The sequence below is a fragment of the Parafrankia sp. BMG5.11 genome (genome assembly GCF_004337455.1).
On sequence record NZ_SJXI01000013.1, the window covers coordinates 299,019 to 322,304 of the forward strand.

Here is a 23,286-nt window from a genome sequence, read left to right on the forward strand (position 1 = left end):
TGCCGGAGGTGGCGCGCAATCAGCCGATGCGCGCGCCCTGACCGCCGTCGACCGGCAGGAGCACGCCGGTGACGAAGCGCGCCTCGTCGCTGGTGAGGAACAGGACCGCGTTGGCGACATCCCATGCGCTGCCCATTCCGCCTTTGAACGGCACCATCGCATCACGCGCCGCGCGCTGCGCGGCAAGATCGCGCCCGTCACGTGCCGCCGTTCCGCCCACCCCCATCGGCGTATCGATCAGCCCGGGCAGCACCGCGTTGCAGCGCACTCCGCGCTTGGCCGAGCCGAGCGCGGTGGCGATGGCCAGCCGGTTGAGCGCGGCCTTGGAGATCTCGTACGCCACCATGTTGGCCCCGGCGACCGAGGCGAGCGAGCTTACCAGCACGATCGACCCGCTGCCCGCCTCGCGCATCGGGGCGAGGACCGCCTTGACCAGCTTGCGCGCGCCGGTGAAATTGACCGCGAATACCGTTTCGAACGCATCGTCGTCGTGCGCATGGGCCGGTCCGTCGCCGCGATGGCCGATCCCGACGTTGTCGACGCAGATGTCGATCCGGCCCCAGCGTTCGAGCGCGGCCGATACGATCGCGTCCGCTTCGGTGACGATATCGGCGGCAAAAGCGAAAGCGGTCCCGCCGGCGTCGGTTATTTCAGCGACCGTCGCTTCGGCCCGCGCATGGTCGCGATCGACGCACAGCACTTCGGCGCCTTCCCGCGCCAGCGTCAGCGCGATTGCCCGGCCGTTACCCGTCGTCTCGCCCGGCTGCTGGCCCGCGCCGACGACCACCGCGGTCTTGCCCGCCAGCCGTCCGGTCACGCCGGCTTCCTCACCGCTCGTCTAGTTCGGGGTTGAGCTGGCTCTCGTCTTCCAGTTGCACGCCGAAGCTGTTCAGCATCATCGACACCTGGGTGTACTGACCGACGGTGAACACCAGGTCCATGCGGCCCTTGTCCCCCAGCGGCTCCAGCGCGGCCCAGGTCGCGCCGGAGATGAAGTGGTCCCGCACCAGTTCGTCGCAGGCGGTCACGATCGCGCTGTCGAGATCGTCCCAGCACGCCGCGTGCGGACCCTCCATGGTGCCCGCCACGTCAGCTTCGCTCATGCCCGAGGCGAGCCCGATCCGCTCGTGCTGGGCGAATTCGTAACCCGAGCGGCAATTCCACCCGGTGCGCAGGATCGCGATCTCGCGCCGCCGGGGATCGAGCGCGTTCCGGCGGCTGAGGATGTAGTTCCCCCATTGCAGGAACCGCGTCAGCGCCTCGGGCGCCCGGGCGAAGGTCAGAAAGATATTGAGCGGGCGCGCGCCCTCGCGGGTCACCGGTGCCAGCGCCGCGGTCTGTTCCGGCGTCAGCGTAGCGGGATCGAGCGGAGTGATCCGCGGGGCGCGCAGCCGCACGTTAAACCGGCCTCAAGTAGCGAAGCGGTAGGCCCACCATCAAAGCACCTCGAACAGGCCGGCGGCACCCATGCCGCCGCCGACGCACATGGTGACGACGACGTACTTCTCGCCCCGGCGCTTGCCTTCGCGGATCGCGTGGCCGACGCAGCGCGCGCCGGTCATGCCATAGGGGTGGCCGATCGAGATCGAGCCGCCGTTGACGTTGAGCTTGTCGTTGGGGATGCCGAGCACGTCCTGGCAGTACAGCACCTGCACTGCGAACGCCTCGTTCAGCTCCCACACGCCGATGTCGTCGACCGACAGGCCGAAGCGGCCGAGCAGCTTGGGAATCGCGAACACGGGGCCGATGCCCATCTCGTCCGGCTCGGTACCCGCGACCGCCATGCCGACATAGCGGGCCATCGGGGTGAGGCCGCGCGCCGCGGCGACCCCGGCTTCCATCACGATGACGGCGGCCGAACCGTCCGACAGCTGGCTGGCGTTACCGGCGGTGATGGTGCCGCCTTCGATGACGGTCTTGAGGCCCTGCAGTCCCTCCAGCGTGGTCTCGGGACGGTTGCCTTCGTCCTTCTTCAAGGTGATCTCGCGGTCGGAGACTTCGCCGGTCGCCTTGTCCTGCACCTTCATGGTGGTGGTCACTTCGACGATCTCGTCATCGAAGATGCCGGCGGCCTGCGCGGCGGCGGTGCGCTGCTGGCTCTGCAGGCCATAGGCGTCCTGCCGGTCGCGGCCGATGCCATAGCGCGCGGCGACCGTTTCGGCGGTCTGCAGCATCGGCATGTAGATCGACTTGTGCATCGCCATTAGCGACGGATCGGGCTGCACCCGCATGTCCTTGGTCTGGACCAGGCTGATCGAATCCTGTCCGCCGGCGGCGACGATGTCCATCCGGTCGACGATCACCTGCTTGGCGGCGGTGGCGATGCTCATCAGGCCGCTGGAGCACTGGCGATCCATCGTCATGCCCGACACGGTCACCGGGCACCCGGCGCGCAGCGCGACCTGGCGGGCAAGGTTGCCGCCTTGCGTGCCTTGCTGGAGCGCGGCGCCCCACAGCACGTCGTCGATCTCGCCCGGGTCGATCCCGGCCCGCTCGATCGCGGGCTTCAGCGACAAGGCGCCGAGCGTCGGCCCCAGGGTGTTGTTGAACGCGCCCTTGTATGCACGCCCGATCGGGGTGCGGGCGGTGGAGACGATAACGGCGTCACGCATGGTCAAATCCTGTCGTTTGCATAGTTGGTCCTGCCCTGGGGAAGAGCGATCAGACGAAGAACTGCATGATCCATTCGGTGATCAGGGCGGGCTTGTCCTCGCCTTCGATCTCGATGGTGATCTCGTGAGTCTGCTGCCACTGGCCGGGGCGCTTTTCTTCGAGCTCGATCAGCTTCCAGTGACCGCGGATGCGCTTGCCGCTGCGGACGGGGCTGATGAAGCGGGTTTTGTTGCCGCCATAGTTCACGCCCATTTTCACGCCGTCGACCTTCGGCAGGTCGGAATGGGCGCTGAGGTAGGGGATCATCGACAGCGTCAGGAACCCGTGCGCGATGGTGCCGCCGAATGGGGTCAGCTTGGCCTTTTCCTCGTCGAGGTGGATGAACTGGTGATCGCCCGTCGCCTCGGCGAACAGGTTGATCCGCTCCTGGCTCATCTCGACCCATTCGCTGGTGCCGACGTTCTGGCCGACCTGGGCCTGTACTTCCTGCGGGGTCATGCGCCTCTCCCTTGAGTTTGAAACCGCGGTATGGAGCGGCTTCATGGCGCAAGGAAACGCCTAGTGCAACGGCGCGGCCTCTGCCGTTACGGCACGCGAAGCGGTCGCCCGGCGCGATCGCCTGTGGCCCGGCGAATCGGCCAGCCGGCACCAGCTCCACAGCGCGCACTGCACGCCAAGCAGGGTCAGAATGAACGGCTGGTACGCGATCCCCTGGAACAGCGATCCCACTAGGTAGATGACTTGCGCGAACTGCAGCGCTCCCGCCAACGGCGCCTGCCATTGCTCGGCCGCGCCATCGCGCTTGCGCCAGCGCCGGCGGATACGCTCCATCTGCCACAGGCCCAGCAAGTGGATCCACAGCCACAGGCCCAGCCCCGGCCAGCCCTGTTCGCCCAGCATCTCGAACAGCGCCGAATGATATGCGCGCGCGTTATCGGTGTGATCGATATACTCGACCGCGCTGGAATTGCCGTCGCCGGTGCGCTGCGGCAGCTTATAGGTGAACGAATTGCCGCGATAGGCATCGAAGCCCCCGCCCATCGGATGGCTGTTGGCGTAATCGATGGTCCACTGCCACACCGCCACGCGGGTGGAGGCAGAAGTGTCCTCCTCATGCGTCTCCAGCGTGGACATGCGTTCGAAGTAGCTTTGCGGCAGGAATGGCAGCGCCATCAGTCCCAGCAGCACCGCCCCGCCCACGTAAAGGAAGCGCCGTTTCACATCGCGCAGCATCAGCACGCCCAGAACGCCAAGGCACAGCAGACCCGTGCGCGCCTCGGTCCCCACCGGGATCAGCACGCAGGAAAAGATCAGCGCGTAGCCGAACAGCTTCACCCGCCAGTCGCGCGGGAACACCGTGCCGTGCTTCATCGCCCACAGGATCAGCGGGATGAGCGCGATCGCCACCGTGGCGAGGGTGGAGCTTTCGTACATCCCGGTGTTGTTCTGCACGAACAGGTATAGCTGCCCGTAGCCGCCGCCGCCCGTCGCCGTCTTGATCCCGCCGTTGATCACGATCGCGCCGGCGGTCAGCACCATAGTCAGCACCACCGCCTCGAACCGCAGGCGGGTGGTCAGGGTCAGCGGCACGAAGATCGCGAACACCAGCGCCTTCCACACCCATTCCCACTTGTGCGCCGCCTCCACCGGGAAATCGGCGTTGGCGGTGGTGATCGCGCACCACACCAGCAGCACCAGCATCAGCCCCTGCCGGAACGAGAACCGCGCGCCGCGCTTGGAATCGACCAGCAGCCAGCCGCCGAACGCGGCGCAGAATGCGATGAGCGACACCGGCAGCGCGGACACGAACCGCCAGCCGATGTCCTGCGGCGCCAGCGTGTCGATGTAGATATAGGTCAGCACCCACAGGAACGGCCGGCGCAGGCCAAGCGCCAGGAACGCAGCGATGAAGCCCAGCAGGGCTAGGTCGGTCATGGCTGTCCGCCCGGCGGGTCACGGTCGAGATCGTCGCGGCTCATCAGCCGCAGCGCCATCAGCAGCAGCAGCCCATGGGCGAGCGCGAGGGAGAACAGGTCGATCATCGCTGGCCCGCGCTAGCACCACGCGGTTGACGCGCCGTTAAGTGTATCGTGCGAAACCCGTGGCCATGACCCGCGTGTTGCATGTCCTCGACCATTCGCTGCCGCTCCACAGCGGCTATACCTTCCGCACCCGCGCGATCATGACCGCGCAGGCGGCCAGCGGGCTGGAGGTGCGGGGGATCACCGGCGTGCGGCACGATTCGCCTGAGAACTGTGGCGGGGGCCCGGTGGCGGAAGTCGCCGACGGGTTGCTGTTCCATCGCACCCCTGGCGCTGTCTCAGGCGCGCCGGGTATCCGCGAATGGCGCGAGATCGCCCGGCTCGCGGCGGAAATCGAGAAACTCGCCGCGGAATGGCGTCCCGATGTGCTGCACGCCCACTCGCCTGCGCTGTGCGGCCATGCCGCGATCCGCGCCGGCCGCGCGCTCGGCATTCCGGTGGTGTACGAAATCCGCGCCTTTTGGGAGGACGCCGCGGTGGGCAACGGCGCGGGGCGCGAAGGTTCGGTCAAGTACCGCCTGACCCGCGCGCTGGAGGACCGCGCGGTCAGCGAGGCGGACGCGGTGTTCACCATCTGCCATGGCCTGCGCGACGATCTGGTCGCCCGCGGGCACCGCGCCGGCAAGATCGGCCTGTCACCTAACGGCGTCGATTTCGCCCTGTTCGGCAATCCGCCTCCGCGCGACGATGCGCTGGCGAACCAGCTCGGCCTCGGCGCCGCGGACTCCGGCGGGCCGGTGATCGGCTTCATCGGCAGCTTCTACGATTACGAAGGGCTGGACGATCTCATCGCCGCCATGGCGTTTCTGCGCGCGCGTCACCCGCAAGCGGCGCTGCTGCTGGTCGGCGGCGGGCCGATGGAAGCGGCTCTCCGCCGGCAGGCCGCAGGAACCCCCGGCATCCATTTCACCGGCCGCGTGCCGCATGGCGAGGTGGAGCGATACTATTCGCTGATCGACGTGCTGGCCTATCCGCGCAAGGCCAGCCGGCTGACCGAACTGGTCACCCCGCTGAAGCCGCTGGAAGCGATGGCGCAGGGCCGCATCGTCGCTGCTAGCGATGTGGGCGGGCACCGCGAACTGATCGCTGACGGCGTGACGGGGATGCTGTTCGCTCCCGATGATCCGATGGCGTGCGGCGAATCGCTCGCCGACCTGGTCGATGCCCGCGCCGATTGGGCCGCGATGCGCGAGCGGGCGCAGGCGCATGTCGCCGCCCGCCACGACTGGGCGAGCAACATTCGTCGTTATCAGGACGTTTACCACCACCTGTTAGGCCGGGCCCCTAATCGGGAGCTGTCCGCCGCCGCCTGAACGCTGCGGGCAACCGGCTCTCACCGAAACGGGGTTTTACTGTGAGCGACACACCCAAGCGCAAACCGGCCACCCAGCCGCCGGTCAGCGCGCACCCGGCCTTCCCGGTCATCGTCGGACTGTGGTTTGCCGCCCTGTTCGGCATCGGCAGCATGGTCCTGCCGATCGACCCGTTCGAACGGTTTGCCGTCTCCAGCGGGCTGGCGGGCGTCTATGCCAGCGCGCAGCCGCCACTGGGCGCGACCGCGCGGATCGTCCTTGCGCTAGGCTCTGCGATCGCCGGCGCGCTCGCGGGCCTGTTCGTCGCGCGCCGCATCGCCGCTGCTCATGCCCCGCACACGGCCACCCGCCGCGCCGAACCGGAACCGGGCGAAATGTCCGCCAAGCGCCCGATCTCGGCCCACGAGGAATTGGGCGAAGGCGGCCTGGACGAGGAACTCGAGACGCCGCGCGACGCGCCGCGTCCGCGCCGCCGCTCGCTGGCGGTCGCGGAGGAAAGCGCGCGCAGCGATTTCCTGTCGTTCGCGCCCTTGCCGGGACAGGATCCCCACGCATCACCCGAACCGCTTGACCTGATCGCCTTCGACGAGCCGCCGGCCGAGCCCGAATCGGAGGGCCCTGAGGTGGCAAAAACGGGACCATTCGGGACGGCGACGTTGAGCGCTCCTCCCCCGGCGGCCGGACATCTGTTCCAACCGCTGGCGCCGGAAACGGCGGCAGAATCGGACGAGGAGCGTCCCGCATTCCTCAACCGGGAACGGACCGAAGAGCGTCCGGCCGAGTCCGCGCCTTCCGCCGCTCCGGTGGATGCTGTTCCGGCCCATGCCCTCCCGGTCGGGGAACGCCCCCTGGCCGAACTCGGCGTGGTCGAACTGGTCGAACGGTTCGCCCAGGCACTGGAGCGTCACAAGGCTGCCGTCGCCGCGGACGCACCGGCGCCTGTGCTTCCGCTGGCGCAAGAGGACGTGGACACTGTCCCGGTCTCCGACCGCGATACCGCCAACCTGCCGCACCAGCCGTTTGAGATTCCGGCAGCGCTGCAGCCGTTCGGCTTCGACGAGCAGGACGAGGAGGACAACCTCCCCGATCTCGACCTGACCGCAGCCCTGTCACGCGGACGCGGCGAAGCCTTCGCGGCAGTTGCCGAAGCGCACGACGAAACCGACGGTGTGGACGAAAGCGAGGACGTCGCCGACGCCGGTTACACATCGCTGCTCGCGATGAAGAGCCCGTTCGGCCTTCCGCGAGAGCCGGTCCGGATCGAAGACGAAGCGGCGGCGGACGACGACGGCATAGAACCGGTGGTGATGTTCCCGGGGCAGACCGTGCACGAACTGACGCCGGCGCCCCTGACAGCTGCGGGCCGCCCGTTCGATGCGCCGCCGCAGCGCGCCCAGGCGGCGGTCGGCCGGGTGTCGTTCGGACAGCCGGGCGGTCCCGCCGCGCGCGACCCCGGCGAGACCGAGCGCGCCCTGCGCGAGGCGCTGGAAAAGCTTCAGCGACTGAGCGGCGCCGCTTGACGCTGCACCCGTTGGCGAAAGCCTCGCTTTAGCCGGCTCAATCCACCGGGCGGTTGCGAAACAGCATCCGTTTCTTCAATGCCGGGTTTCGCGATAGTTTTGCTGCGTCCGGTAGCAGGGTGAATCGCGCTTCGTTGCCGAAGCGTTCGGACAGACGCGTCGGCCGCACACGGGATTGCGAACGAGCGATGCATTTGCCGCCGCGCCAGGGGTTGTACGATCCGCGCAACGAGCACGATGCGTGCGGCGTCGGGCTTCTGGCGCACATCAAGGGCGTCAAGAGCCACGCGATCGTCAGTTCCGCGCTCGAAATCCTCGCTAATCTCGACCATCGCGGCGCGGTCGGCGCGGACCCGCTGCTGGGCGACGGGGCGGGCATCCTGATTCAGATACCCGATCCGTTGTTCCGCAAGTGGGCCGGTGACAACGGCCTCCACCTGCCGGCCCCCGGCGAATACGCGATCGCGCAGTGCATGATGCCGCAGGGTGAAGCCGCGCGGGCGCACGTTACCGAACAGCTGGAAAAGTTCATCGCCAAGGAAGGCCAGGTGCTGGTCGGCTGGCGCGACGTGCCAACCACGCTCGACGGGCTCGGCAAGACGGTGATCGAGCGGATGCCGGTGATGCGCCAGTGCGTGATCGCGCGCGGGCCGAACTGCGCCGACCAGGACGCGTTCGAGCGCAAGCTGATCGTCATCCGCAAGCAGGCGCAGAACCCGTTGCGCAAGCAGGAGGAAAAGCTCGGCATCCCGGGGCTGACCGAGCTTTACATCCCCAGCTTCTCCAGCCGCACGATCGTCTACAAGGGGCTGCTGCTGGCAACTCAGGTCGGCAGTTTCTACAACGACCTGCGCGACCCCGATTGCGTTTCGGCGCTCGGCCTGGTGCACCAGCGCTTCTCGACCAACACCTTCCCCAGCTGGCGCCTCGCCCACCCGTTCCGGTTCGTGGCGCACAACGGTGAGATCAACACCGTGCGCGGCAACGTGAACTGGATGAACGCCCGCCGGCGGACGATGGAATCGCCGCTGATCGGCGCCGATCTCGACAAGATGTGGCCGATCATCCCGCACGGCCAGTCGGACACCGCCAGCCTCGACAACGCGCTCGAGCTGCTGCTGCTGGGCGGCTATCCGCTCGCCCACGCGATGATGATGCTGATCCCGGAAGCGTGGGCCAAGGATCCGCAGATGGATGCCGGGCGACGCGCGTTCTACGAATACCACGCCGCGCTGATGGAGCCGTGGGACGGGCCGGCGGCGGTGTGCTTCACCGACGGGCGCCAGATCGGCGCCACGCTCGACCGCAATGGCCTGCGCCCGTCGCGTTATTGCGTGACCAAGGACGACCTCATCTGCCTTGCCAGCGAGAGCGGCGTGCTGCCGTTCGCCGAAGAGGACATCGTCCGCAAATGGCGGCTGCAGCCGGGCAAGATGCTGCTGGTCGACCTGGATCAGGGCCGCATCATCGAGGATGCCGAGCTCAAGGCCGAACTCGCCGCCGCGCAGCCCTACGCCAAGTGGCTGGACGCCGCGCAGTACAAGCTGGAAGACCTCGACCATATCGAGCCGGAGCTGTCCGCGGTGCCCGAGCCCGCGACCGACCTGCTGGAGCGCCAGCAGGCGTTCGGCTACACGCAGGAAGACATCGCCAAGTTCCTCGAGCCGATGGCGCAATCAGGGGACGATCCGATCGGATCGATGGGCACCGACACCCCGATCGCGGTGCTGAGCGCGCGGCCGCGCCTGCTGTTCGATTACTTCAAGCAGAACTTCGCCCAGGTCACCAATCCGCCGATCGATCCGATCCGCGAAGAACTGGTGATGAGCCTGACCAGCATGGTCGGGCCGCGCCCCAACCTGCTGGGCCGAGACGCCGGCACGCACAAGCGGCTGGAGGTGAGCCAGCCGATCCTGACCAACATCGATCTCGCCAAGATCCGGTCGGTCGAGGCCGCGCTCGATGGCGCGTTCCGGTGCGAGACGATCGACATCTGCTGGGATGCCGCGACCGGGCCGGAAGGGCTCGAACTCGCGCTCAAGGAGATGTGCTGGGCCGCCACCGAAGCGGTGCTGCAGGATCACAACATCCTGGTGCTGAGCGACCGCGCGCAGAACGAAGAGCGCATCCCCATTCCCGCCCTGCTCGCGACGGCGGCGGTGCATCATCACCTCGTCCGCCAGGGTCTGCGGATGCAGACCGGCCTGGTGGTCGAGACCGGCGAGACGCGCGAGGTGCACCATTTCTGCGTGCTGGCGGGATACGGCGCGGAGGCGATCAACCCCTACGTCGCCTTCGAGACGCTGGAGGATATTCGCGCGACCCGCCTGCCGCACCTGCAGCCGGGCGAGGTGGCGAAGAACTACGTCAAGGCGATCGGCAAGGGCATCCTCAAGGTCATGTCCAAGATGGGCATCTCGACCTACCAGTCGTACTGCGGCGCGCAGATCTTCGACGCGGTCGGGCTGTCGAGCGCGTTCGTCGACAAGTACTTCACCGGTACGGCCACCACCATCGAGGGCGTGGGCCTGACCGAGATCGCCGAGGAGGCGGTGCGGCGCCACGGCCTCGCCTATGGCAAGAGCCCGATCCACGAGCACATGCTCGACGTCGGCGGCATCTACCAGTTCCGCCTGCGCGGCGAGGAGCACGCGTGGACCCCCTCGACCGTCGCCGACCTGCAGCACGCGGTGCGCGGCAACAGCCAGGACCGCTATCGCGAATTCGCGCGCGCGATCAACGAACAGTCGGAACGGCTGCTGACGATCCGCGGGCTGATGGAGCTGAAGCCGGTCGGGCCCCCGATTTCGCTCGACGAGGTCGAGCCGGCGACCGAGATCGTCAAGCGCTTCGCCACCGGGGCGATGAGCTTCGGCTCGATCTCCAGGGAAGCGCACACCACGCTGGCGGTGGCGATGAACCGCATCGGCGGCCGCTCCAACACCGGCGAAGGCGGCGAGGAGGCCGACCGCTTCCGCCCGCTCGCCAATGGCGACACGATGCGTTCGAAGATCAAGCAGGTCGCGTCCGGCCGGTTCGGCGTGACCACCGAATACCTGGTCAATTCGGACGATATCCAGATCAAGATGGCGCAGGGCGCCAAGCCCGGCGAGGGCGGCCAGCTGCCGGGGCACAAGGTCGACAAGGTGATCGGCGCGGTGCGTCACGCCACCCCTGGCGTCGGCCTGATATCGCCCCCGCCGCACCACGACATCTACTCGATCGAGGATCTCGCGCAGCTGATCCACGACCTGAAGAACGTGAACCAGGCGGCGCGCATCTCGGTCAAGCTGGTGAGCGAGGTCGGCGTCGGCACCGTCGCGGCCGGCGTCGCCAAGTGCAAGGCGGACCATGTCACCATTTCAGGCTACGACGGGGGCACCGGTGCCTCCCCGCTCACCTCGCTCACGCACGCCGGCAGCCCGTGGGAGATCGGCCTTGCCGAAACCCAGCAGACGCTGATCCTGAATGACCTGCGTCCCCGGATCGCGGTGCAGGTCGACGGGGGCTTGCGCACCGGGCGTGACGTCGCGATCGGCGCGCTGCTGGGGGCGGACGAATTCGGCTTCGCCACCGCGCCGCTCATCGCGGCGGGCTGCATCATGATGAGGAAGTGCCACCTCAACACCTGTCCGGTCGGGGTGGCCACGCAGGACCCGGTGCTGCGCAAGCGCTTTACCGGCACGCCAGAGCACGTGATCAACTACTTCTTCTTCGTCGCCGAGGAACTGCGCGAGCTCATGGCGGAACTGGGCTTCCGGACAATCCAGGAAATGGTCGGCCGGGTCGACCTGATCGACATGACCCGCGCCGCCCGCCACTGGAAGGCGCAGGGCATCGATCTGTCGCGCCTGCTGCACCAGGTCACGCCGGCGCAGGGCGCCACGCTGTACCAGTCGTGCGAGCAGGACCATGGCCTTGGCAACGTGCTCGACAGGCAACTGATCGACCTGTGCGCGCCAGCGCTTCAAAATCGGGAGGCGGTCCGGCTGGAGCTCCCGATCCGCAACGCCAACCGGGCGACCGGGGCGATGCTGTCGGGCGAGGTCGCGAGGGTCTACGGCCACGCGGGCCTGCCGCCGGAAACCATCCGGATCGAATTCACCGGCACCGCCGGGCAAAGCTTCGGCGCGTGGCTCGCGCACGGAATCACCTTGCGGCTGACCGGCGACGCCAACGATTATGTCGGCAAGGGTTTGTCGGGCGGCCGCATCGTGGTGCGCCAGCCGGACGGCACCGGGCGCGATCCGGGGCAGAACATCATCGTCGGCAACACCGTGCTCTACGGCGCGATCGCGGGCGAGGCGTACTTCAACGGAGTCGCCGGCGAACGCTTCGCGGTGCGCAATTCGGGCGCGGTGGCGGTGGCGGAAGGCTGCGGCGATCATGGCTGCGAATACATGACCGGCGGCGCGGTCGTGGTGCTGGGGCCCACCGGGCGCAACTTCGCGGCCGGCATGAGCGGCGGTGTAGCCTATGTCTACGACGAGGCCGGCGCCTTCGCGCAAGGGTGCAACATCGCGCAGGTCGAGCTGTCGCCGATTTCGGCCCAGCGTGACGAGGACGACGGCACTGGCCGCCCGCTGCAACGCGCGCGCAGCGTCGACGATGCGGGACTGGGCGACATGCTGCGCCACGATGCGGAGCGGCTGCGCGTGTTGCTGGAGCGGCACCAGCTCCACACCGGCAGCGCCAGGGCGGCGGCGATCCTGGATGACTGGGAAGCCGCCCTGCCCCGGTTCGTGAAAGTCATGCCGACGGACTACGCCCGCGCGCTGCGCCAGCTCGAGGCCGAACGCGAAGACGCGGCGATGGAGGCGGCGGAATAATGGGCAAGATCACCGGCTTCCTCGAACACGACCGCCAGGACCGCGGCTACGCGGATCCCAGGGAACGCGTGCGCCACTACAAGGAGTTCATCGTCCCGCACCCGGAGCCGGCGCTGAAGCTGCAGGCGGCGCGGTGCATGGATTGCGGGATCCCGTTCTGCCATTCGGGCTGTCCGGTGAACAACCTGATCCCCGACTGGAACCACCTGGTGTACGAGGGCGACTGGAAGGACGCGCTCGACAACCTTCATTCCACCAACAACTTCCCCGAATTCACCGGCCGCGTGTGCCCCGCCCCGTGCGAGGCCGCGTGCACGCTGAACATCATCGACGCGCCGGTGACCATCAAGAGCATCGAGTGCGCCATCGCCGACCGTGGCTGGCGCGAAGGGTGGATCGTGCCCGAACCGCCGGCGACCAAGACCGGCAAGCGGGTGGCCATCGTGGGCAGCGGTCCGGCGGGGCTCGCCTGCGCGCAGCAGCTGGCACGCGCCGGGCATTCGGTGACGGTGTTCGAAAAGAGCGACCGGGTTGGCGGGCTGCTCCGCTACGGCATCCCCGACTTCAAGATGGAGAAGCATCTCGTCAACCGGCGCGCGGTGCAGATGGAGGCGGAAGGGGTCACCTTCCGCACCTCGACCGAGGTCGGCGTCGACATCTCGTTCGCTTCGCTGAAGGAAAATTTCGACGCGGTGGTGCTGGCGGGCGGCGCGGAGGAACCGCGCCAGCTCGCCATTCCCGGCGCGGAGCTGTCCGGCGTGCGGCTGGCGATGGAGTTCCTGACCCAGCAGAACAAGCGCAACGCCGGTGACGACGAAGTTCGCGCCGCGCCGCGCGGCAGCCTCGTCGCCACGGGCAAGCGGGTGGTGGTGATCGGCGGCGGCGACACCGGTTCGGACTGCGTCGGCACGTCCAACCGCCAGGGTGCGGCGAGCGTGGTCCAGCTCGAGATCATGCCCCGCCCGCCGGAGAAGGAAGACAAGGCGCTCACCTGGCCGCACTGGCCGCTGAAACTGCGCACCTCGACCAGCCACGAGGAAGGGGCGGAACGCGACTTCGCGGTCTTGACCAAGCGGGTGATTGGCGAAGGCGGCGAGGTCACCGGCCTCGAATGCGTCCGCGTGGAATGGCGCGGCGGACAGATGGAAGAAATCTCCGGCAGCGAATTCGTCATCCCCGCCGACCTCATACTGCTGGCGATGGGCTTCACCGGCCCGCGTGGCGGCGGGCTGCTCGAGCAGGTCGGTGCCGAGCGGGACAGCCGCGGCAACGTCGCGGCCGATACCGACAGCTACGCCACCAGCGAGGCGGGGGTGTTCGCCTGCGGCGACATGCGACGGGGCCAGAGCCTGATCGTGTGGGCGATCCGCGAAGGCCGCCAGGCCGCCCGCGCGGTGGACGAGGCGCTGATGGGGTTCACCGAACTGCCGCAGTAAGTAGCGGCGGGACAGTCATCTGCCGCCGCGGCGCCCCTGCCGCAGGCTGCTACTTGCGGCTGCCGTCCGCGGTCAGCTCCTTGTCGATGGCGCGGCGGATGCGACTGCGCTGGGAGCTGGAGTAGCTGTAGGGCGGGACGGAATATGCGCTTTTCAGAAACGCGAAGTCCCACTGCGTCAGCGAGAGCGGGGTAACGTCACCGATCCGGCTATCCATGACGCGCAGGATGGTCGGCGCGTTGCTGCGCGACAGGCGGTGAGGGTAGATGGTGGTGAAGGCGCGCATCGCGGCATAGTCGGCAATCTGCGTGGTGGTGAGGCCGATCAGCCCCTTCTGTTCGATCAGGATCATCGAGCCCATCGCCACCGGGCGGTACAAGGCGAGCACGCGCGGGGATGCGCCGTCAAAGTCGACATAGGTGACACCACTTTCGCTCGGCTCCAGCGTGTTGCCCCGGCGATCGAGCCTTTCCCTGACGTGCCAGGCGGTGGCGGGGCCGTCTTCCTTGACGATCTCCACCGGCCGGCCGTCGTAGTCCCGGAACAGCACCGGATGCTTGCTCTTGAGCAGTTGCAGCATCTCGTCCTTGTCGGGGACGACGACCATGCGGAGGTTGGGCTGGCAGGCCTTGTCCCCCACCGCGATGCCGGCAGCGGCCGCGACCGCGCGTATCCGCGCGACGATCGCGGTGTTCTGAGCCGGGGAAAGACCGAGGACCCCCGGACAGACCTTTTCGAACCGGGTCATCGGGCTATCCCACTCCTCGGTGGAAAGCGCGCGGACAAACTCCTGGATTTCCTCGCGCTGCTTCTTCGGCTGGTTCTGTTCGCCGACGACCACGATCTGATCCTGCTCCCGCGAGGGTTCGCGATCCTGGGACACGGCCGGCGCGCCCATGAGCGCGAGAGCGAGAACATGGATCGGCTTCATCACGAGCCCGGCGCCTCATTCCGCCCGCCCGTCAGCGCCGCGGCTTCGGCCGCGCAGGCCTGTGCGCCAGGCGCGGCCGCGCTGATCAGGTTCCGCGCTTCGGCCTGTGCCTTGACCAGGTCCTCTCGGAACGCCGGGTCCGACTGCAGCCGGGCAAATGTTGCCGCTGCAAAGTCGCGGCCGGCAGCGACATCGCTGTCCCAGTGGACGTTGCACACCCGGCGGCTCTCGCCGAACTCTATCCCGCGGCGCGTGAGCGCCGCCGCCCTGTCGGGGAACACCGAGGCGAGCAGCAGGCCCGCGCCATAGCCGATCGCGCTGTGACCGGACGGGTACGACCCGTTGTTCCGCAGCGCCCCCTCGTCGTTCGGCACGCAGGTCGGCCGGTTGTTGACGGTGAAGGGGCGTGGGCGGTTGTAGAGCGCCTTCACCCCGCTGGTGGAGGTGCCGAAGTCGGCGGTGGCGCGGCGCAGCAGGTGCATGATCGCCGGGGTCGCACGGTCGGAGATCGCCACGTCCGCCGCGCACGAGAACGCACCCGGCACCGCCCCCGGACCCAGATCGGCATCGGCTGCGGCGAGCCTGAATCGCGCCGAACCCTGCAGCGCCAGCCCGGCGGCGCTCAGCGCCTCGTCATGTTGGAGCGCCTGGCTCCCGGCAGCGGGCGGCGCACCGACCAGCGTCTCCCCTGCCGGCAGCGGTCCGGGAAGGTACGCCGGCCCCATGTCGAACGCGGCGCGTTGTGCACCAGCAGCGGTTGCGGGTGCTTGCGCGCTCTGCGGGGCGGCAACGGCGGCGGTGCAACCGGCGATCAGCAAGGCGAGCGAGGCGGCAGCGAGGCGATTCATTGGGGCAGCAACTCCGAAGCAGGACCGGAGCCGGGCTATCTCCCATTCCGCCGGTAACAAAGCGATTTCCTGCAAGCGGGCGCCGGTCCTCTCTCGGCGCCCCGTCCCCACGCGCGCGCCGGTTACGCGGATTCGGTCGCGTCGGGGGGTGCCAAGCGCCAGTCGATGGTCCCGCGGCCGTGCTCGGCAAGAAACGCGTTGGTCTGGCTGAACGGCCTCGATCCGAAGAAACCGCGATAGGCGGACAGCGGGCTGGGATGCGGGCTGCGGATCACCAGGTGCCGGGTATCGCCCTGCAGCGCCGCGATGCGCGCGGCCTTGGCCTGGGCATGGGCACCCCACAGGATGAACACCGACGGCTCGGCCCGCGCCGCCACCGCCGCCACGCAGGCATCGGTCAGCGCGTCCCACCCCTGGCCCGCGTGACTGCCTGCCTTGCCGTCCTCCACCGTCAGGCTGGCGTTGAGCAGCAGCACGCCCTGCCGCGCCCAGCCCGACAGGTCGCCAATCGCGGGCCGCACGATGCCCAGATCGCTCTCCAGTTCCTTGTAGATGTTGACCAGGCTCGGCGGCAACGCCGCGCCGGAGGGCACCGCGAACGACAGCCCCATCGCCTGGCCGGGTCCGTGATACGGGTCCTGCCCCAGGATGACCACGCGGACCGATTCGAGCGGAGTGAGCTCCAGCGCCCTCAGCCGGCTGCCGCGCGGGGGGTAGATCGTCTTGCCCGCGGCTTCCTCGGCGCGCAGCCAGGCGTCCAGCTGGCGCGCTGCGGGCGCGGTCATGACCGGCTCCAGCACGCCGCGCCAGCTTTGAGGGATCGTTTCGCCGCCCATGCGCCGCTCGCTAGGCCGCCGCGCCCCGCCCCGCCAGCGCCCCTTTCCCTCTATCCCCGATGAGCCTAAGGCCAGCGGCGCATGACCGTTCATTTCCACGAAGAAGACCTGCCCGCCGGGCTCCCGTTCGCCGATGGCCCGATCGCCGTCGATACCGAGACGATGGGCCTGATCACGCACCGCGACCGGCTGTGCGTGGTGCAATTGAGCGATGGGCATGGCGACGAGCACCTGGTGCGCTTCAACCCCGGCAGCCGCTACGATGCGCCCAACCTCAAGGCGTTGCTCGGCGATCCGAACCGGTTGAAGCTGTATCACTATGGCCGGTTCGATCTGGCGGCGATCTATCACTATCTGGGGTTCATGGCCGCGCCGGTGTTCTGCACCAAGATCGCCAGCAAGCTGGTGCGCACCTACACCGATCGTCACGGCTTGAAGAACCTGGTGTCCGAACTGCTCGCCGCCGACCTGTCGAAGGCGCAGCAGCTGTCGGACTGGGGCGGGCCGGACCTCAACGAAGCGCAGCGCGAATATGCCGCGTCCGACGTCCGCTTCCTGCACCGCTTGCGCGAGGTCTTGAGCGTGCGGCTGGAACGCGAAGGGCGGATGGACATCGCGCAGGCGTGCTTCGATTTCCTGCCGACCCGCGCCCTGCTCGACCTGGCCGGGTGGCCCGACCGCGACATATTCAGCCACGATTGATGTACGCGCGCTAGAGCTGCCCGATGGCCACCCCGCAACGCATCGAAACCCAGCAGGCCAAGGCGCTCCGCGGCACCCGCCGCCGCTTCGCCGCGCCCGGGGGATCGCACGATCGGCTGGTGTCGCTGCTGGCCAAAATCCTGCCGATGGGCATCGGGGTCATCGCGGCGCTGATGATCGTGACCCCGCTGTCGCCGCGCGGTGAAATCAGCTTCCTGCTCGACCGGACGAAAGTCGCGATCATCGGCGAACGCCTGCGGGTCGACAATGCGATGTATCGCGGGTCGGACACCCAGGGACGCCCGTTCTCGCTCACCGCGGGAGAGGCGGTCCAGAAATCGAGCGTCGAAGGGATCGTCAGGCTGCAGGACATCGTCGCGCGCATCCTGCTACGCGACGGGCCCGCCAGCGTGACCGCTTCCGCCGGCCAGTACGATATCAGCGAGGAGATCGTCACCGCGCCGGCCGGGGTCCAAGTGACCGCCGCCGATGGCTACCGGATGACCGCCCGCGGCGTGCGGATCGATCTGCCGGAAAAGGCGCTCGTCGGCAGCGGCGGGGTATCGGGAGCGATCCCGGCGGGCACGTTTTCGGCCAACAGCCTTCGCGCCGATCTCGACGCGCGCACCGTGACGCTCGATGGTAACGCACGGCTGAACATGGTTCCGGGCAAGCTGAGGATGCCGTAATGAACACCCACGCAAAGACAGCCGCCCGCTGGGGCATGGGCGCATTCACCCTTACGTTATGCGCGCTGGCGGGCATTCAGGCGGGCGCGCAGGCGATCGCCGGGCACAACTCCAACGCACCGGTGAACTACGCGGCCGACCGGATCGAGCTGCAGGACCGGCAGAACCGCGTGGTGCTGTCGGGCAACGTGGACATCACCCAGGCCGGGCTGCGGCTGAAGGCGGCGCGCACGCAGGTGAACTACACCGATGCCGGCAGCCTGAAGATCCAGCGAATCCTGGCGACCGGCGGCGTCACCGTCACCCGCGGCGACGAACGCGCATCGGGGCAGGTCGCGGTGTACGATTTCAATCGCCGGGTCATCACGCTGGCCGGCAACGTGCGCCTCAACCGGGGCAGCGATACCCTTAATGGCGGGCGGCTGGTGATCGACCTCAAGAGCGGCGTGTCCAGCGTCGACGGCAGCGCGAACGGTTCGTCGTCGGTCACGGGCGCGGTGACGAACAGCGGCAGCGGGCGGGTCAGCGGCAGCTTCAGCGTACCGCAGAGCAACTAGCGCGCTTGCCGGCTGCTTGGCTGGCTAGAACGCCTGGCGGTGCACCAGCACTCATAGCAGGTAAATCCGCAAGCGACGGCGTTCCAGCGAACGCGCGAGCGGCCGTGTGCCAGGCGCTAAGATGGGCGGCGATCGGCTTGAAATGGGCATGTCCATTCGCGAAGTCCCTCGCTCGAGCCAGACGCATCGTTACGGCATTGCGCTGCAGGGCGGAAGAGGGTGAGCGAAGCCCGCCCGTCGCCGATATTTACGGTCAGCGGTTGGCTTCGCGCGCGATCCCAGCCAGCGCTTGCGCCAGCAGGGTTTCGCCCGCGGCGCTATTGGCCAGCAGGTCCCGGTGCAGCTCAACCAGACGCGCGACGAGCCGGGCCATGCGCGGCCCTTTCCAGCGGCCAAGCTGGTCGGCAAGGTCTCGCTCGTCCTTCCAGAATACCCGCCGCGCGCGGGCTTCGTTGCTCACGAACGCCGCGGCTTCTTCGCGCGGGCCCAGGCGGGCGTTGAGCTGGGCAAGCTGCGCCACCCGCCGCTCGAACGCGAGCAGCAGGCCGACCGGATTGAGCGACAGCTCGCGCATCCGGTGAAGTTCACTCGACAGGCGCGCAGTGCGCCCGGCCAGCACCGCGTTGACCAGCGGCATGAACCCGTCATCCTCGGTCCGCGCGCCGATCGCGTCGAGTGCCTCCGCGTCCGCCGCCACAGGCGCGGACGGCACGGCATCGAGGTAGATCGCCAGCTTGGTCACTTCCGACTGCGCGAGCCGCACATCGAGCGCCGCCGCGCGGGCGATGCGCTCCGCCATCTCCCCCGAAAGCTTGAGGCCGAGCTCGTCCCCCATCGTCCGCACCGCATCGCGCACGCTGGCAAGGTCCGGCGGCCAGAACATGGCCACCAGCGCGTCGCCGCGCTTTTCCAGCAGCTTGGCGGTGCGCGCCTTGTCGGTCGCGGATGTCGCCACCACCAGCACCGGGCAGGGTTCGCCTTCGCCAGCATCGATCGCCGCGACGTGGTTGGCGAGCGCATCGTGCGCCTCGTCGCCGCTGACCCGCGCCACGATGTGCCGCGCGCCCGCGAACAGGGACGTCGAGCGTGCCTCGTCCGCCAGCAGCACCGGATCCTTGCGCAGGTCCGCGCCCGACAGCTCGACCCGTTCGCCCGGTTCTTCCAGCAGGTCGGCGATCCGCTGGGCCGCCGCGGCCGCGCCGGCCTCGTCAGGACCGCAGAAGAAGAACACCTTGGCGGCACGCACCGCGCGCGGGGCGACGGCGAGGAAATCCTTTTGCGTCGCCTTCACGGCCGCGCGGCTAGCTGCGGCTGCGCAGCGTCAGCGCCAGCCGGGTGACGATCTGCGAGGCGACCTCGCGCGACAGGTTCTCGAGCGCGGTCTGCTCGGCGGCGATGGTGGCGTACTCGCTCGACACGACGTCGATCCCCGCATCTGACCCGGCGGTCGCATCAAGCAGGATCTCACCGGACGCGAGTTCGACCAGCTGATAGCGCGCGCGCAGGGTGCGCCGTTCGCGCCCGACCGTGTCGTCCGACAGCACGCCCAGCCCTTCCAGGCGGTCATCCAGGCGGACATCGAGCCGGTAACGCGCCCCCGCGCCACCGCCTGCCGCATCCAGCCGGTCGACCAGCGCGTTGCGCACCAGCCAGCCCGCCTGCCCCTCGATCGCCGGCACCTCGACCGCGCCGAGCCCCCGCGCGACCGCGCCGTTGCCGCCACCGGCGTACATCGGCTGCAGACCGCACGCCGACAATCCGAGCAGGGCCGCTGCGAGAAGTGCGAGCCGCGTCATGCGACGATGTTCACCAACCTGTCGGGCACCACGATCACCTTGCGCACTTGAGCCCCATCGAGCGAACGCTGGACCTTCTCCGACGCCAGCGCAAGCACCTCCAGTTCGGCGTTGGGCAGCCCTTTGGCGACCGTCAGCGTGTCGCGCAGCTTGCCCTTCACCTGCACGGCGACGGTCACCTCGTCCTCCACCAGCAGCGCAGGGTTCACCGCCGGCCAGTCGGCATCGGCCACCAGCCCACTCTCGCCCAGCCGTGCCCAGGCCTCTTCGGCGAGGTGCGGCATCATCGGGGCGACCAGCAGCACCAATCCGCGGATCGCTTCGCTCCGGGTGGCCGACGGCGGGGCCTTGTCCACCGCGCTGGCGAGTTCGTAGATCCGCGCCACCGCCTTGTTGAAGCTCAGCGCCTCGATATCGCCGGCGATCGCGGCGTACGTCTGGTGCAGCTTGCGGGCGAGCGCCTTGTCCTCGCCCTCAGCGTCCGGCGCATGGTCGCCGAACAGGCGCCACAGCCGCTGGACCATGCGCCAGCAGCCTTCGATGCCGGCTTCCGACCACGGCAGGTCGCGTTCCGGCGGGCTGTCGGACAGCATGAACCAGCGCACCGCGTCCGCGCCATAGCGCGCGACGATCTCGTCCGGGTCGACCGTGTTCTTCTTCGACTTGGACATCTTGATGACCCGGCCCACCGTCACCGGGGTGCCATCCGCCAGCGTGGCGCCCGCAGCGGTTCGCTGCACATCGCCGGGGCTGTAGAACACCTCGCGCTCGCCCGCATCGCCGGCAACCCGGCGCGAATAGGTCTCGTGTGTCACCATGCCTTGGGTGAACAGCGAGGCAAACGGTTCGGCGAAGTCGATCAGTTTCAAGTGCGCCAGCGCGCGGGTCCAGAACCGGGCGTAGAGCAGGTGCAGGATCGCGTGCTCGATGCCGCCGATATACTGCTCCACCGGCAACCACGCGGCGACCTCGTCCCGGTCGAACGGCTTGTCCGCCGGCTGGCTGGCGAAGCGCAGGAAGTACCAGCTGGAATTGACGAACGTGTCGAGCGTGTCGGTCTCGCGCACCGCCGCGCCGCCGCATTCAGCGCAGGTCGTGTGCTTCCACGTCGGGTGCCGTTCCAGCGGGTTGCCGGGCGTGGTGAAATCGACGTCGTCAGGCAGGACGACCGGCAGCTGGTCCTTGCTGACCGGCACGACGCCGCACGTGGCGCAGTGCACGAACGGGATCGGCGTGCCCCAGTACCGCTGGCGCGAAACGCCCCAGTCGCGCAGCCGCCAGACGGTCTTGCCTTGGCCCCAGCCGCCCTGCTCGGCGCGCGCGATCACCTCCGCGATGGCGTCGCCCACGCTCATCCCGTCAAGGAACTGCGAGTTGACGATCACCCCGTCGCCGCTCTCGGCAGCGCCGCTGAACGGCAAGTCCGCCTCTGCGGCCGAAGACGCCACCACCCGCGGGATCGGCAGCGCGTACTTGGTGGCGAATTCGAAGTCGCGCTGGTCGTGGCCGGGCACGCCCATCACCGCCCCGGTGCCGTAGTCCATCAGCACGAAGTTGGCGATGAACACCGGCAGGTGCTCGCCGGTGAAGGGATGCACCGCGCCGATGCCAGTGTCGAAGCCCAGCTTCTCGGCCGTCTCCAGCTCGGCCGCGGTGGTCCCGCCGCGCTTGCACAACTCGATGAACTTGCCGGCGTCGCAGTTGGTCAAGGCCACGCCTTGCGCGATCGGGTGATCGGGCGCGACCGCGACGAAGCTGGCGCCGAAGATCGTGTCGGGCCGGGTGGAATAGACCTCCAGCTTCTCGCCGTTCGACAGGTCGAAGGCGAACTGCAGCCCCTGGCTCTTGCCGATCCAGTTCTCCTGCATCAGCCGGACCTTGTCGGGCCATTTGTCGAGGCTGCCGAGCCCGTCGAGCAGTTCGTCGGCAAACCGGGTGATCTGCAGGAACCACTGGTTGAGCTTGCGCCGCTCCACCTGAGCGCCGGAGCGCCAGCCCTTGCCGTCGATCACCTGTTCGTTGGCGAGCACGGTCATGTCGACCGGGTCCCAATTGACCTCGCTCTCCTTGCGGTAGACCAGCCCCGCCTTGTAGAGGTCGATGAACAGCGCCTGCTCGTGTCCGTAATACTCAGGGTCGCAGGTGGCGAACTCGCGGGTCCAGTCGAGCGCGAAACCGATCCGCTGGAGCTGCGCCTTCATGTTGGCGATATTGGCGCGGGTCCAGCCGCCGGGGTGGACCCCCTGTTCCATCGCCGCGTTTTCCGCCGGCATGCCGAACGCGTCCCACCCCATCGGGTGCAGCACCTCGTGCCCGCGCATCTTCTTGTAGCGCGCCAGGACGTCGCCCATCGTGTAGTTGCGCACGTGCCCGATGTGGATGCGCCCCGACGGATAGGGGAACATCTCCAGGACATAGCTTTTGGGCTTGTTGCTGGCGCTGTCGGCGCGAAACGTCCCGGCTTGCTCCCAGGCGCGCTGCCAGCGCCCGTCCGCCACGGACGGATCGAAGCGCTGATCTGTCATCGGGACTACTCCGGAAAGATTTAGCCGGCGATCGCCTGGCGGCGCAGTTCGCGGGCCTTGGTCAGGATAATGTCTTCAAGGCGCTGAACGGTGGCCGCCTGCACCGGAGCCGCGACCCACTGGCCGCCTTGCGCGACTTCGCGGCTGGCGGCGACCCGCACCGCATCGGCGCGCAGATCGCGGTCGAGGATCGAGACGGTCATCTTGACCCGTTCGTTGGGATCGCGCGGATTGGTGTACCAATCGGTCACGATGACCCCGCCATTGCTGTCGGACTGCAGCAGCGGCGCGAAGCTGACGGTTTCCAGCGCCGCGCGCCACAGATAGGCATTGACGCCGATCGTGGTCACCTGGCTGGCGGCGAGATCCGCCTTGGGCCGCTCGTTCGCGCCAGTGCATGCAGCGAGCGCGCCGAGGGCGGCGGCCGCGATGGCGAAGCGGGCAGTGCGAATCGGGCGCGAAATGGCGGTCATGCTCGGCAAACGTCCTTAGGCAGTGATGCTGTGCCCTCTAGTCCGACCGCCGGGCATCGGCAAGCGGCGCCAGTGGCACGCGGGGCGGGTCCTGCCGCCGCTCAGTGGCTTGCGCCCGTGAACCGCCGCTTAATCTTGTGGCCGCTGCCGGTGGTGCGATGGTTGCAACGGCTTCA

At 68.5% G+C, this 23,286-nt stretch carries 19 protein-coding genes; 7 read left to right on the plus strand and 12 right to left on the minus strand.

Annotation, left to right across the window (positions count from 1 at the left end):
• Positions 1 to 19: 19 nt before the first annotated feature.
• Genes E0504_RS08450 through E0504_RS08470 form a run of 5 tightly spaced genes read right to left on the minus strand, consistent with a single transcriptional unit; the run spans position 20 to position 4,548 of the window.
• Entirely contained in the window at positions 20 to 817 is a 798-nt protein-coding gene (locus E0504_RS08450) for an SDR family NAD(P)-dependent oxidoreductase (protein ID WP_131622959.1), read from the minus strand.
• A gap of 10 nt (positions 818 to 827) precedes the next feature.
• Entirely contained in the window at positions 828 to 1,397 is a 570-nt protein-coding gene (locus E0504_RS08455; protein ID WP_131622961.1) for a carboxymuconolactone decarboxylase family protein, read from the minus strand.
• A 39-nt stretch (positions 1,398 to 1,436) separates the two neighbouring features.
• The gene (locus E0504_RS08460) at positions 1,437 to 2,612 is read right to left on the minus strand and encodes an acetyl-CoA C-acyltransferase (protein WP_131622962.1); all 1,176 of its coding nucleotides are present in this window, start codon (positions 2,610 to 2,612) and stop codon (positions 1,437 to 1,439) included.
• Between the two features lie 49 nt (positions 2,613 to 2,661).
• Positions 2,662 to 3,111, minus strand: a complete 450-nt coding sequence (locus tag E0504_RS08465) for a MaoC family dehydratase (RefSeq protein ID WP_131622964.1) — start codon at positions 3,109 to 3,111, stop codon at positions 2,662 to 2,664.
• Between the two features lie 60 nt (positions 3,112 to 3,171).
• Positions 3,172 to 4,548 (minus strand): putative O-glycosylation ligase, exosortase A system-associated, encoded by a 1,377-nt coding sequence (locus tag E0504_RS08470; protein WP_131622966.1) that lies wholly within the window; start codon positions 4,546 to 4,548, stop codon positions 3,172 to 3,174.
• A 172-nt stretch (positions 4,549 to 4,720) separates the two neighbouring features.
• Here E0504_RS08470 and E0504_RS08475 point away from each other — a divergent pair, with 172 nt between their 5' ends.
• From E0504_RS08475 to E0504_RS08490, 4 genes are all read left to right on the plus strand, one after another.
• Positions 4,721 to 5,968 carry a TIGR04063 family PEP-CTERM/XrtA system glycosyltransferase gene (locus E0504_RS08475; RefSeq protein WP_131622968.1) on the plus strand — a complete coding sequence of 416 codons (1,248 nt, stop codon included), beginning with the start codon at positions 4,721 to 4,723 and terminating at the stop codon, positions 5,966 to 5,968.
• A gap of 41 nt (positions 5,969 to 6,009) precedes the next feature.
• Entirely contained in the window at positions 6,010 to 7,488 is a 1,479-nt protein-coding gene (locus E0504_RS08480; RefSeq protein WP_131622970.1) for a hypothetical protein, read from the plus strand.
• A gap of 188 nt (positions 7,489 to 7,676) precedes the next feature.
• Entirely contained in the window at positions 7,677 to 12,317 is a 4,641-nt protein-coding gene (gene gltB, locus E0504_RS08485; protein WP_131622972.1) for a glutamate synthase large subunit, read from the plus strand.
• Positions 12,317 to 13,753 (plus strand): glutamate synthase subunit beta, encoded by a 1,437-nt coding sequence (locus E0504_RS08490; protein ID WP_131622974.1) that lies wholly within the window; start codon positions 12,317 to 12,319, stop codon positions 13,751 to 13,753. Before gltB ends, E0504_RS08490 begins: the two co-directional genes overlap by 1 nt.
• Positions 13,754 to 13,802: 49 nt before the next feature.
• Here E0504_RS08490 and E0504_RS08495 read toward each other — a convergent pair whose 3' ends face one another.
• The 3 genes from E0504_RS08495 to ung form a co-directional block, all read right to left on the minus strand.
• The gene (locus E0504_RS08495) at positions 13,803 to 14,687 is read right to left on the minus strand and encodes a hypothetical protein (RefSeq protein ID WP_131622976.1); all 885 of its coding nucleotides are present in this window, start codon (positions 14,685 to 14,687) and stop codon (positions 13,803 to 13,805) included.
• Positions 14,684 to 15,532, minus strand: coding sequence for a phosphatase PAP2 family protein (locus tag E0504_RS08500; RefSeq protein WP_131622978.1), 849 nt, complete (start codon positions 15,530 to 15,532; stop codon positions 14,684 to 14,686). The genes E0504_RS08495 and E0504_RS08500 overlap by 4 nt, the downstream gene beginning before the upstream one ends.
• Positions 15,533 to 15,654: 122 nt before the next feature.
• Positions 15,655 to 16,368, minus strand: coding sequence for a uracil-DNA glycosylase (gene ung, locus E0504_RS08505; RefSeq protein WP_131622980.1), 714 nt, complete (start codon positions 16,366 to 16,368; stop codon positions 15,655 to 15,657).
• 81 nt (positions 16,369 to 16,449) lie between these two features.
• Between ung and E0504_RS08510 the strand changes: the two genes are divergently transcribed.
• From E0504_RS08510 to E0504_RS08520, 3 genes are read left to right on the plus strand one after another with little or no spacing between them, the layout of a single operon-like run.
• The gene (locus tag E0504_RS08510; protein WP_131622982.1) at positions 16,450 to 17,070 is read left to right on the plus strand and encodes a ribonuclease D; all 621 of its coding nucleotides are present in this window, start codon (positions 16,450 to 16,452) and stop codon (positions 17,068 to 17,070) included.
• A 23-nt stretch (positions 17,071 to 17,093) separates the two neighbouring features.
• Complete coding sequence (locus E0504_RS08515) at positions 17,094 to 17,759, plus strand: LPS export ABC transporter periplasmic protein LptC (RefSeq protein WP_131622983.1); 666 nt, start codon at positions 17,094 to 17,096, stop codon at positions 17,757 to 17,759.
• A complete protein-coding gene (locus tag E0504_RS08520) occupies positions 17,759 to 18,316 on the plus strand; it encodes an LptA/OstA family protein (RefSeq protein ID WP_131622985.1) in 558 nt (185 codons plus the stop codon). Before E0504_RS08515 ends, E0504_RS08520 begins: the two co-directional genes overlap by 1 nt.
• Positions 18,317 to 18,569: 253 nt before the next feature.
• Here E0504_RS08520 and holA read toward each other — a convergent pair whose 3' ends face one another.
• Genes holA through E0504_RS08540 form a run of 4 tightly spaced genes read right to left on the minus strand, consistent with a single transcriptional unit; the run spans position 18,570 to position 23,110 of the window.
• Positions 18,570 to 19,607: a DNA polymerase III subunit delta gene (holA, locus tag E0504_RS08525; RefSeq protein ID WP_131622987.1), complete on the minus strand. Its 1,038-nt coding sequence runs from the start codon at positions 19,605 to 19,607 to the stop codon at positions 18,570 to 18,572.
• 10 nt (positions 19,608 to 19,617) lie between these two features.
• The gene (gene lptE / locus E0504_RS08530; protein WP_131622989.1) at positions 19,618 to 20,112 is read right to left on the minus strand and encodes an LPS assembly lipoprotein LptE; all 495 of its coding nucleotides are present in this window, start codon (positions 20,110 to 20,112) and stop codon (positions 19,618 to 19,620) included.
• Positions 20,109 to 22,637, minus strand: coding sequence for a leucine--tRNA ligase (gene leuS / locus E0504_RS08535; protein WP_131622991.1), 2,529 nt, complete (start codon positions 22,635 to 22,637; stop codon positions 20,109 to 20,111). Before leuS ends, lptE begins: the two co-directional genes overlap by 4 nt.
• Positions 22,638 to 22,657: 20 nt before the next feature.
• On the minus strand, positions 22,658 to 23,110 hold the full coding sequence (locus E0504_RS08540) for a DUF3576 domain-containing protein (protein WP_131622993.1): 453 nt from the start codon (positions 23,108 to 23,110) through the stop codon (positions 22,658 to 22,660).
• Between the last annotated feature and the right edge of the window lie 176 nt (positions 23,111 to 23,286).

Bases quoted from the DNA above. Each gene is read 5' to 3' on its own strand.
- E0504_RS08460 (WP_131622962.1), bottom strand. From the start codon at position 2,612: ATGCGTGACGCCGTTATCGTCTCCACCGCCCGCACCCCGATCGGGCGT.
- E0504_RS08465 (WP_131622964.1), bottom strand. From the start codon at position 3,111: ATGACCCCGCAGGAAGTACAGGCCCAGGTCGGCCAGAACGTCGGCACC.
- E0504_RS08470 (WP_131622966.1), bottom strand. From the start codon at position 4,548: ATGACCGACCTAGCCCTGCTGGGCTTCATCGCTGCGTTCCTGGCGCTT.
- E0504_RS08475 (WP_131622968.1), top strand. From the start codon at position 4,721: ATGACCCGCGTGTTGCATGTCCTCGACCATTCGCTGCCGCTCCACAGC.
- gltB (WP_131622972.1), top strand. From the start codon at position 7,677: ATGCATTTGCCGCCGCGCCAGGGGTTGTACGATCCGCGCAACGAGCAC.
- E0504_RS08490 (WP_131622974.1), top strand. From the start codon at position 12,317: ATGGGCAAGATCACCGGCTTCCTCGAACACGACCGCCAGGACCGCGGC.
- E0504_RS08500 (WP_131622978.1), bottom strand. From the start codon at position 15,532: ATGAATCGCCTCGCTGCCGCCTCGCTCGCCTTGCTGATCGCCGGTTGC.
- ung (WP_131622980.1), bottom strand. From the start codon at position 16,368: ATGGGCGGCGAAACGATCCCTCAAAGCTGGCGCGGCGTGCTGGAGCCG.
- E0504_RS08510 (WP_131622982.1), top strand. From the start codon at position 16,450: ATGACCGTTCATTTCCACGAAGAAGACCTGCCCGCCGGGCTCCCGTTC.
- E0504_RS08515 (WP_131622983.1), top strand. From the start codon at position 17,094: ATGGCCACCCCGCAACGCATCGAAACCCAGCAGGCCAAGGCGCTCCGC.
- E0504_RS08520 (WP_131622985.1), top strand. From the start codon at position 17,759: ATGAACACCCACGCAAAGACAGCCGCCCGCTGGGGCATGGGCGCATTC.
- lptE (WP_131622989.1), bottom strand. From the start codon at position 20,112: ATGACGCGGCTCGCACTTCTCGCAGCGGCCCTGCTCGGATTGTCGGCG.
- leuS (WP_131622991.1), bottom strand. From the start codon at position 22,637: ATGACAGATCAGCGCTTCGATCCGTCCGTGGCGGACGGGCGCTGGCAG.
- E0504_RS08540 (WP_131622993.1), bottom strand. From the start codon at position 23,110: ATGACCGCCATTTCGCGCCCGATTCGCACTGCCCGCTTCGCCATCGCG.